Origin of the sequence: Aphanizomenon sp. UHCC 0183, assembly GCF_009712065.1 — a bacterium.
GTDB lineage: Bacteria > Cyanobacteriota > Cyanobacteriia > Cyanobacteriales > Nostocaceae > Dolichospermum > Dolichospermum heterosporum.
This window is the reverse complement of the sequence record NZ_VILC01000109.1, coordinates 18,181-28,366: the sequence shown is the minus strand read 5'-3', so window position 1 is coordinate 28,366 and position 10,186 is coordinate 18,181. Positions and strand designations below refer to the sequence as shown.

Genomic DNA, 10,186 nt, shown 5'->3' with positions numbered 1-10,186 from the left:
GCTAGATGCTTAATTGTTGACAGATAGGAGTTTTGATGTTAATTTTTTACCTCGTTGACTGGCAACCTACTGTTTAATTACATAAATAATAGTCAAGATATCATCAAATAAATCAGATGAATCAGGTAAATCATAGTTTAAGATGATAGTTAGGGAGCTAAAACAGCGATCGCTTGAGGAACAACCCGAAACACAGCCGGAGTATGGGTGGTGATTTCTCCATCTGTATTAATAGAATGGGGTCTGCGCGTGTATACTGTGATTTCCTGACCTTCCAGGGCGCGAACATTTGGTGAATGAATATGTCGTCCTTGACGCATAGCCGGCAGCAAAGGCAGAATTTGCCACCAATGATCAATTTCTAAGCTATAAAGATCCAGCCTTTGATCATCTATAGCCGCATCGTGAACTACAGCCATACCACCACCATAATAGCGACCATTACCCACAGCAATTTGCACAGTTTTAACATGAATTGATTCATCATTGATCCGAATTTCTGCACTAAAAGGGCGAGATTTCCAAATTACTTGCAATGCAATTGCCGCATAAGCAAATATACCCCAACGCCGTTTAATTTCCTTAGTTAATTGTTGAGTAATTTTTACACTTAACCCCAAACTAGCCACATTAAAAAAATACTTACCATTTACACAACCTAAATCAATCCTGCGTAACTTTCCAGAAGCAATAATTTGACACGCTTCCATTAAAGAGTTAGGAATTCCCAAAGTCCTTGCTAAGTCGTTAGCAGTTCCTAATGGTAAAATACCCAAAGGTAATTGAGTCTCAACTATCGCCTCAATAGCTGCATTCAGTGTACCATCACCACCACCCACAATTACCAAATTTATTTCTTGTTGATAACGCCGAATCAAATCACCTAATTGATTTGGATGTTCTGTAGATTCTGTAATTATCTCTAAACCCAATTTATTTAAACAATTTATCGCTTCTTGGTAACGTTCTTGTCCTTGACGGGAATTACTATTTACTAACAATAGTGCGCGGATACTCATTTTAGCTGCCTTTTGTAGTTTGTATATGGAATTATTTACATCAATTTACTGAAAATCTCAGTGCAGGATGATTAAAAGGTTGAGACTTAACTGATTATACAATACAGTAATATGGTTCTAGTATAACGGAGCATCAATTATTTGGTTTTGTATATAGTAATCATTATTTAGTTTGAATAAAAATATTCCCGACTTATTTATATCTATCTAAAGGAATATCTATTATTTAATAATATTTTGACTTGGTTTTATTGATATAGAATAGTGGCAGTTTTGCAACCCAAAATAAATATGAGTTCATTAACAATTTTACAAAACATTGAAAAACATCTTCCCATCGTGGGAGATGTGCATACTAAAAGTCCAATGGCTTACAAAGCAACCCGTCTTGCGGTTAGTACAGTTAACCTAGTGCAAATGGCAATAGCCGAGTCTTATATCAATGGATTAGAAGTACCGGATGCTGTGTTGCGATCGCTTTTTGAGCGTTGTATGCCCATCTTTTTTAAATATTTTCCATCCCTACTTGCACCCTACGAATGGGTATTAACAGAAACAGACCATACCGCCGAAGGTTCACAGGAATTAATGAAGATTCAGTACGACTTACCTCAAGCTATGCTGAATCCCATGTTAGGTGATGGAAAACTCATTTATCCTAAATATAGCATGGGATTGTGGGAAAAAGGAGCAACCAATCTTGAAGAATCACAAATGCAAATGATTGATGATGTCATTGACAAATTAGAAATCAAAGATGGCGATCATATTTTAGATTTTGGCTGTGGTTGGGGCTGTGTAGCTAATTATATTCTTGCCAAATTTCCCAATGTCAAATTCACAGGAATTAACTTGAGTCACCACCAATGTGAATATATGCGTCAGAAAATGCAAGATCCTGAAAGTTACCTTAGTTCCGGTCGTTTTACTCTCTATGAAGGAGATTTAAACGATGCCCAATTTGAAACAAAATTCGACAAAGTCCTCTCAATTGGCGTTTTTTGTCATGTAGGTAATTTAACAAAAGCTTTCAGAAAACTGGCATCTTTCCTCAAAGATAACGGCAAAATTTTTATTCATATTATTACAGTCCGCACCCCCAATAATATATCCAGTGTTTTCACTCACAAATACATTTTCCCTCATGGTCGTTACTGGAAATATGATGCGATTCCCAGCCATAATCAAGACCTGAAAACTATTGATAAATGGTATCTTAATGGTTCTAATTATTCCCAAACTTTTGCTAGTTGGTTAAAAAACTTTGATGATTCTCAAGCAATAGTAAAAGATTTGGACTACGGTATTAACTATGCCAAATTTCGTCGCATCTGGAGATTTTATTTAATTTGGTTAGGTGCTAATTTCGCCAGTTGCGATGGTGAATACAACGGTAATGGACAATATTTAATGGTTCATGCCTAAGAGGATGTTTTAAAAGTTTTGAGGGGTAAAATTTTATGCTAATCGCCTCGCCATGATCCGGATCATGGCAAGGTAAGATAAAAGTTACTAAAATCCGTGAAATCAGCGCAATCCGTCTAATCCGTGATTAAAAGATTGGGCGGATTAGGTTGTTTGCTATGATAAAAGTTACTAAAATCCGTGAAATCAGCGCAATCCGTCTAATCCGTGATTCAGACCTTTTCCCCGCGTAATGCATATAACCCGCAATTCTAACTTGATTTTAGCCATATGGAACGAAGTGAAATGAAGCAATTCCAAGGGTTGTGATTGCTTCCCTTCGCTCGCAATGACTGTAAATATTTTTGTCCAATTACTTATTTACACCCCCGACTTGGTGAATTCTGCTGTAAGAATGAATTAACTGCGCTCTTGTGACAAATCTATGGTAAATATAAATATGCAATATAATAGTGTTATCATTACTATAGCCACAGTTAATTTTGATAATATAGTCAGCTTTTATACTCAATTACTAGAACAAAAACCAAAGAAACTTATTCCCCATATCTATGCTGAGTTTGACATTGCTGGTTTAAAGTTAGGTATTTTTAAACCTAAATCAACAAATGAGCCAGAATTTGTTGTTAATTCCCAAAGTCCGCTCAGTTTATGTTTGGAAGTGAATAATTTAGAAACTGCCATATCTCACCTGACATCTTTAGGCTGTACCTCACAAAGAGACATTTCTATAGCTTCTCACGGACAAGAAATTTATGCCTACGACCCCGACGGCAACCGTTTAATTTTACATCAATCTCATCAAGAGGGAACAGGCAACAGGGAACAGGCAAATATTATGATCAATGACCAATGACAACTAACAAACAATAAATGTCAATCACACAAAATTACAAATTAAATTTGATTCAATGGTATCCCGGACACATTGCCAAAGCTGAAAAAAATCTCAAAGAACAGCTAAAACGGGTTGATGTGGTTTTAGAAGTAAGAGATGCCCGTATTCCTATAACTACAAATCACCCCCAAATGAATGAATGGGTGGGGACAAAAGCCAGGATATTGGTACTCAACCGGGTAGATATGATTTTGCCACAAGTGCGATCGCGCTGGATAGAGTGGTTTAAAAATCAAGGCGAAGTTCCATATTTTACCAACGCCCAACATGGTCAAGGTGTCACCGCCATAGCCAAAGCCGCCCAAGCAGCAGGTATTGAACTTAACCAACGCCGCACAGATAGAGGAATGTTACCCCGTCCCGTCCGGGCTGTCGTCATTGGTTTTCCCAATGTCGGTAAATCAGCCTTAATTAACAGGTTGATAGGAAAACGAGTCGTAGAAAGCGCTGCCCGTCCCGGTGTTACCAGGCAACTGCGGTGGGTAAGAATCTCCGATCAATTACAATTACTGGATGCCCCTGGTGTCATTCCTGCCAGACTGGACAGCCAAGCCGCAGCCGTCAAATTAGCTATTTGTGACGATATTGGTGAAGCAGCTTATGACAATCAACTTATAGCCGCAGCATTCGTAGATATACTTAACGAACTTCAGGAAACACATTCTCATTTATTACCACCACATCCATTACTGTCACGGTATGAGATAGATTCCATCATCCACACAGGAGAAGACTACTTACAAGTCTTAGCAGAACATCGTTATAAAGGTGATGTAGAACGCGCTGCCAGACAAATGATCACCGATTTTCGGAAAGGACTTTTGGGTAATATTTCCTTAGAATTACCACCATTTTAAATACTAATTTGTGATATTTTCAAAATTAGCATTGGAGGGTGTTTGAAAAGTATTAGATGAAACCGATAATCTCCAGAAACCTAACCCCCTCCCCTCCCCTACCCCCCCACCTCCCCAAAGCATCCGGGAGATTAAAGGGGGTAATTTATTTTTTGGTGTTCCCTAATACTGGAGAGGTTTACCAGAGGGGTTTCATATTTGGTTAAACTATGAACCGTTTGCACTATAATTGCACTGATACTTGCGCCCTTAGCTTCGAGCCTGATTTGACAGTCATGAATCAACTTACCCTCGTTTTCCAGCAAAAAGGACATACTGAAACATTAGTTCCAGTAGATAAAGATGTATTTATAATCGGACGGTTGCCAGAATGTGACATGGTATTACCCTTTGAAGGAATTTCTCGCAATCATGTGCGAATCGTCAAAAGTTCTGATCATGTGTGGACTATTCAGGACTTAGGTAGTAAAAATGGTACGCAAGTTAATCAGTATTTGATTACGGGTATCCAAGAATTAGCTAATAATGATGTAATTTCCTTGGGCAACATTAAATTATTAGTAAAATTCAAAAATATAAATACAAATGGTAATACTAATATATTTTTAGAAAAGGTCAATACTCAACCACAAAAAACAATTTTTCGGAATGTTGAGGAACTACAACAACAATGGATAAGTGCTAATACTATTAATAGCAATAACAATAATCAAAATGAAACTATTGCTCGTCTTAAAGATTTGGTAGATATAGCTAAAAATCTTTGTGCTGCTGCATCTATTGAGGAAATTTTCTTCCAAGTACAACAGGTGGTTTTTCGTTATCTTGATAGTATTGACCGATTAGCCCTATTAGTAAAAATTGATGATTCTGGTAATTTAGAGTTAATAAATTCTGCCACTAGAAATATTTCCGAACAAGAATATTTAGCTACAGATGGTAGTTGGATTAGTCGCAGTATTTGTCAAAAAGTATTTGCAGAAAAAATTGCTATTCAAAGTGCCGACACTCAATCTGATCAACGTTTTTCTAGGGAGAAAAGTATTTTAGTTAAAGGTATTCGCAGTGCTATGGCTGTCCCATTATGGGATGAACATAAAGTAATTGGAGTTCTCTATGCTGATGCTAGTCTGTCTTCATCTCATTGGGAAAGTGAAGGGGAAGAAGAACTCAGCTTTTTTTCAGCTTTGGCTAATATTGTAGCTTCTAGCGTGCAACGTTCGTTGTTAGTAGACAAACTTAAAAATGAAGAAGTAATTCGTCATCGTTTAGAAAGATACCATTCTCCGGCTGTTGTCCAACAATTGATAGCTGTTGGTGGTTCTCCTGATGGACGTTTAGTACCTAGAGAAAATGAAATTAGTATTCTATTTGCAGATTTAGTCGGTTTTACGGCAATTTCTGAACGATTGACACCTACAGAAATTGCTCAATTATTAAATAATTTATTTGAAGAAATGTTGAAAGAAGTATTTTTGTATAGTGGCACCTTAGATAAATACATTGGTGACTGTATTATGGCATTTTTTGGCGCTCCTGACCCAGATCCAGGTCATGCAGATAGGGCAGTTGCCTCAGCGAAGGGAATGCTAACTCGGTTAAAACATCTCAATGCTAATCATTTTTGGCAAGAACCTTTACAATTACGGATTGCTATTAACAGTGGTAAAGCTGTAGTTGGTGATGTTGGTAGTTCTCAGAGGGTGGATTATACTGCTTTAGGAACGACAATTAATTTGGCAGCCAGGATGGAGACTATTTGTTCTCCTGGTGAATGTGTAATTAGTGAAGTTACTTATAATATGTTGTCAGAAAAATCAGATTTTTTTGATATCGGAGCTTATCGTTTTAAAGGAATTGATCGTTCCATTAAGCTATATCAAACTAAAATGTATGAACTATAATATTACTGACGCTGTGCTGTAATGGGTAGTAGTCCGTCAACCCGAAAATGACGGGTGAAGGCAAGCAGGGGGCAGGGGAGGTAGGGGAGGTAGGGGAGGTGGGGGAGGTAGGGGAGGTAGGGGAGGTAGGGGAGGTAGGGGAGGTAGGGGAGGTGGGGGAGGTAGGGGAGGGAAGAACAGAAGTTTTTTCCGATCATTACCCGTCAAAATAAATTTGACTAACTACTAGTACAAAACGGCGTAAATAAACCAACTATTCTAAATCCTCCAAAAGACTATACTGTCTTCATTTTGACTTTTGACTTTTGACTTTTGACTTCCGCCTTGCGGTACTAGTGGGTAATCTGGAATAGAGAGTAATTTACAATATTATACAAAAATCCTGTTGATATTGTGACAATTTTATGGGCTTTTTGGCATACTATTTGGCAAATTGGCGAAGTATTGATTTAATGACAAATTATTTTCATAATTTTCTCTCCAAGTCAATTTTCGTGTTAGCTTCTGTAGTGAATGTGTGTAAGACTGGTAAACTACCTCAAACTATTTTTTAATGGGGGGTCAGGTTATGGCTATAGCTACTATTAATCCCACCACTGGGGAAACGCTCAAAACTTTTGAGCCACTAAAAGATACAGAAATTCTTGCCAAGTTGGATTTAGCAGGAAAGTCTTTTGAAGGATATCGTCAGACGAGTTTTGTAGAGCGATCGCACTGGTTAGAACAAGCAGCAACTATTTTAGACCAAGAAAAGGCAGATTTAGGGAAATTGATGACGTTGGAAATGGGTAAACCATTAAAAGCGGCGATCGCAGAAGTTGAAAAATGCGCCCTGGTTTGTCGCTATTACGCCGAAAATGCCCCCAATTTTCTCGCTGATGTCCCCATTGAAACCGATGCCAGTCATAGTTTTGTAAAATATCAACCTTTAGGGGTAATTCTCGCCGTCATGCCTTGGAATTTTCCATTTTGGCAGGTTTTTCGGTTTGCTGCACCTGCTCTCATGGCGGGCAATGTAGGACTACTCAAACACGCCTCCAACGTGCCACAGTGCGCCCTGGCGATCGAAGATATTATCAACCGTTCCGGCTTTCCCAAAGGTGTATTTCAAACATTGTTAATTGGTGCTGCCCAAGTTGCCAATTTGATGGCTGATGATCGCGTCAAAGCTGCTACTTTAACCGGTAGTGAACCAGCAGGTATATCCCTCGCGGTTGCATCTGGGAAACAAATTAAAAAAACTGTTTTAGAATTGGGGGGTAGTGACCCATTTATTGTTTTAGAAAGTGCCGATTTAGAAACAGCAGTTAGCACCGCAGTAACAGCGAGAATGTTAAATAATGGACAATCTTGTATTGCTGCGAAACGCTTTATAATTGATGAATCTGTGGCTGATCAATTTGAAAAACTGCTGTTAGAAAAATTTCAAGCGTTAAAAATTGGTAATCCAATGGCAGCAGATACAGATTTGGGACCATTGGCAACTCCCGATATTCTCCAAGAATTAGACCAACAAGTTAAAAATGCGGTAAAAAGTGGTGGTAAAGTCCTCACAGGTGGACATCCTTTAACAGAAATGCCGGGGAACTTTTATCCGCCCACAATTATCATAGATATTCCTGTAGATAAACCAATTGCCCAAGAGGAATTTTTTGGACCAGTGGCATTATTATTCCGAGTTCCTGATATCGAAGCGGCAATTAAATTAGCTAATGATAGTCCCTTTGGTTTGGGTGCAAGTGCATGGACAACAAATACAGAAGAACAAAATCGCCTAATTCAAGAAATTGAAGCTGGTGCAGTATTTATTAACAGCATGGTTAAATCAGATCCCCGTCTACCCTTTGGGGGCATTAAGCGTTCTGGCTACGGTAGGGAGTTGAGTATTCAAGGTTTACATGAATTTGTGAATGTGAAAACTGTTTGGGTGAAGTAAGGAGTCAGGAGTATGGCTAACGCCACGCTGCGCTATCAGGAGGTAGGGGCGCAAGTCCTGCGACCATTCAGGAGTATGGCTAACGCCACGCTGCGCTATCAGAAGGTAGGGGCGCAAGTCCTGCGACCATTCAGGAGTATGGCTAACGCCACGCTGCGCTATCAGGAGGTAGGGGCGCAGGGCCTGCGACCATTCAGGAGTAAGAAGAAAGAAGGGAAGAAGAAAATTAAGCAATCACCAATCACCAATTACCAATTACCAAAATTATGAATACCGCAGAATTATTAGTACAGTGTTTAGAAAATGAAGGAGTACAATATGTTTTTGGACTCCCTGGTGAAGAGAATTTGCACGTTTTAGAAGCCTTAAAAACATCCTCAATTCAATTTATTACCACTCGTCATGAACAGGGTGCAGCCTTCATGGCTGATGTTTATGGGAGGTTAACAGGTAAAGCCGGAGTATGTCTTTCTACCCTTGGACCTGGGGCAACTAATTTAATGACAGGAGTTGCAGATGCTAATCTAGATGGTGCGCCATTGGTGGCAATTACTGGGCAGGTGGGAACAGATAGAATGCACATTGAATCCCATCAATATTTGGATTTAGTGGCAATGTTTGCCCCAGTTACTAAGTGGAATAAACAGATTGTCAGACCAAGTATTACACCGGAAGTTGTGAGAAAAGCCTTCAAGCGATCGCAAACAGAAAAACCCGGTGCAGTTCACATTGACTTACCAGAAAATATTGCGGCAATGCCCGTAGAGGGCAAACCTTTAAATAAGGATAATAGTGAAAAAACCTATGCCTCCTTTGCCAGTATTCGCGCCGCAGCCGGGGCAATTTCCCAAGCCGTTAATCCCATCATTTTAGTCGGAAATGGCGCAATTCGCGCCCATGCTAGTGATGCAGTCACGCAATTTGCCACCCAAATGAATATTCCTGTTGTGAATACTTTTATGGGTAAAGGAGTTATTCCCTATACCCATCCCTTAGCACTTTGGTCTGTGGGATTACAACAACGAGATTTCATTATCTGCGGCTTTGATAATACAGATTTAGTCATAGCAATTGGCTATGATTTAATTGAATTTTCCCCCAAAAAATGGAATCCTGAAGGAACAATTCCTATTATTCATATTGCGGCAACTTCTTCAGAAATTGATAGTAGTTATATTCCCCAAGTAGAAATAGTTGGTGATATTTCTGATTCCCTCAATGAAATATTAAAATTAGCAGACAGACACAATAAACCCAATCCCTATTCTATTAGCTTGCGTTCTAACATTCGCGCTGATTACGAAGAATACGCCAAAGATGATGAATTTCCTATTAAACCGCAAAAATTAATTTATGACTTGCGGCAAGTTATGGGCCCAGATGATATTGTAATTTCTGATGTTGGCGCTCATAAAATGTGGATTGCTAGACATTATCATTGTCATAGTCCCAACACTTGTATTATTTCCAATGGTTTTGCCGCTATGGGTATTGCTATCCCCGGTGCATTAGCCGCAAAATTAGTTCACCCAGATCGTAAAGTTGTCGCTGCCACTGGTGACGGTGGTTTTATGATGAATTGTCAAGAATTAGAAACAGCTTTGCGAGTCGGAACACCATTTGTTACCCTGATTTTTAATGACGGTGGCTATGGTTTAATTGAATGGAAGCAAGAAAATCAATTTGGTCCAGGTAACTCATCTTTTGTCCATTTTGGTAATCCTGATTTCGTCAAATTTGCCGAAAGTATGGGATTAAAAGGTTATCGCGTCGAATCCGTTGCGGATTTTATTCCCTTACTGAAAGAAGCGCTCGCACAAGATGTGCCAGCAGTCATAGATTGTCGGGTAGATTATCGAGAAAATCGTCGTTTTACCAAAAAAGCCGGTGAATTAAGTTGCGAAGTTTAAACACAGCAATTTATTGATTGTGGGGTAGGCATACTTCGACAAGCTCAGTACAAGTCTTGCCTGCCCTTTGCCCTTAAATCTGGACGGGCTAGAAGCCCATCCCACAATGTTAGACAGCAATTTATTTTTTTGGTATGATCTTAATTTATTGATGCTGCACCTGTGCTAATTAAACGCTTTAATAAAGCGGATGACCAGCCAGTTTCTTTTAACACAGCCGAAGTCTAAACATCTACG

General features: G+C 39.1%; 8 protein-coding genes. 7 read left to right on the top strand and 1 reads right to left on the bottom strand.

Annotation, left to right across the window (positions count from 1 at the left end; genetic code table 11):
• Positions 1–149: 149 nt before the first annotated feature.
• A complete protein-coding gene (locus tag FJR37_RS23080; protein WP_168467223.1) occupies positions 150–1,019 on the bottom strand; it encodes a lipid kinase in 870 nt (289 codons plus the stop codon).
• Between the two features lie 291 nt (positions 1,020–1,310).
• Here FJR37_RS23080 and FJR37_RS23075 point away from each other — a divergent pair, with 291 nt between their 5' ends.
• The 7 genes from FJR37_RS23075 (at position 1,311) to FJR37_RS23045 (ending at position 9,949) form a co-directional block, all read left to right on the top strand.
• Positions 1,311–2,444 (top strand): cyclopropane-fatty-acyl-phospholipid synthase family protein, encoded by a 1,134-nt coding sequence (locus FJR37_RS23075; protein ID WP_168467222.1) that lies wholly within the window; start codon positions 1,311–1,313, stop codon positions 2,442–2,444.
• Positions 2,445–2,883: 439 nt separating this feature from the next.
• Positions 2,884–3,300, top strand: coding sequence for a VOC family protein (locus FJR37_RS23070; RefSeq protein WP_168467221.1), 417 nt, complete (start codon positions 2,884–2,886; stop codon positions 3,298–3,300).
• Between the two features lie 17 nt (positions 3,301–3,317).
• Positions 3,318–4,199: a ribosome biogenesis GTPase YlqF gene (gene ylqF, locus FJR37_RS23065; protein ID WP_039201498.1), complete on the top strand. Its 882-nt coding sequence runs from the start codon at positions 3,318–3,320 to the stop codon at positions 4,197–4,199.
• Between the two features lie 275 nt (positions 4,200–4,474).
• Positions 4,475–6,103, top strand: coding sequence for an adenylate/guanylate cyclase domain-containing protein (locus FJR37_RS23060; RefSeq protein ID WP_168467220.1), 1,629 nt, complete (start codon positions 4,475–4,477; stop codon positions 6,101–6,103).
• 568 nt (positions 6,104–6,671) lie between these two features.
• Entirely contained in the window at positions 6,672–8,039 is a 1,368-nt protein-coding gene (locus tag FJR37_RS23055; protein ID WP_168467219.1) for an NAD-dependent succinate-semialdehyde dehydrogenase, read from the top strand.
• Positions 8,040–8,051: 12 nt separating this feature from the next.
• A complete protein-coding gene (locus FJR37_RS23050; protein WP_168467218.1) occupies positions 8,052–8,309 on the top strand; it encodes a hypothetical protein in 258 nt (85 codons plus the stop codon).
• Positions 8,306–9,949: an acetolactate synthase large subunit gene (locus FJR37_RS23045; RefSeq protein ID WP_027403620.1), complete on the top strand. Its 1,644-nt coding sequence runs from the start codon at positions 8,306–8,308 to the stop codon at positions 9,947–9,949. The genes FJR37_RS23050 and FJR37_RS23045 overlap by 4 nt, the downstream gene beginning before the upstream one ends.
• Positions 9,950–10,186: the final 237 nt, after the last annotated feature.

Excerpts from the sequence above, each read along its gene's own strand:
- FJR37_RS23045 (WP_027403620.1), top strand. The coding sequence starts at position 8,306 with ATGAATACCGCAGAATTATTAGTACAGTGTTTAGAAAATGAAGGAGTA.
- FJR37_RS23075 (WP_168467222.1), top strand. The coding sequence starts at position 1,311 with ATGAGTTCATTAACAATTTTACAAAACATTGAAAAACATCTTCCCATC.
- FJR37_RS23060 (WP_168467220.1), top strand. The coding sequence starts at position 4,475 with ATGAATCAACTTACCCTCGTTTTCCAGCAAAAAGGACATACTGAAACA.
- FJR37_RS23050 (WP_168467218.1), top strand. The coding sequence starts at position 8,052 with ATGGCTAACGCCACGCTGCGCTATCAGGAGGTAGGGGCGCAAGTCCTG.
- ylqF (WP_039201498.1), top strand. The coding sequence starts at position 3,318 with ATGTCAATCACACAAAATTACAAATTAAATTTGATTCAATGGTATCCC.
- FJR37_RS23070 (WP_168467221.1), top strand. The coding sequence starts at position 2,884 with ATGCAATATAATAGTGTTATCATTACTATAGCCACAGTTAATTTTGAT.
- FJR37_RS23055 (WP_168467219.1), top strand. The coding sequence starts at position 6,672 with ATGGCTATAGCTACTATTAATCCCACCACTGGGGAAACGCTCAAAACT.
- FJR37_RS23080 (WP_168467223.1), bottom strand. The coding sequence starts at position 1,019 with ATGAGTATCCGCGCACTATTGTTAGTAAATAGTAATTCCCGTCAAGGA.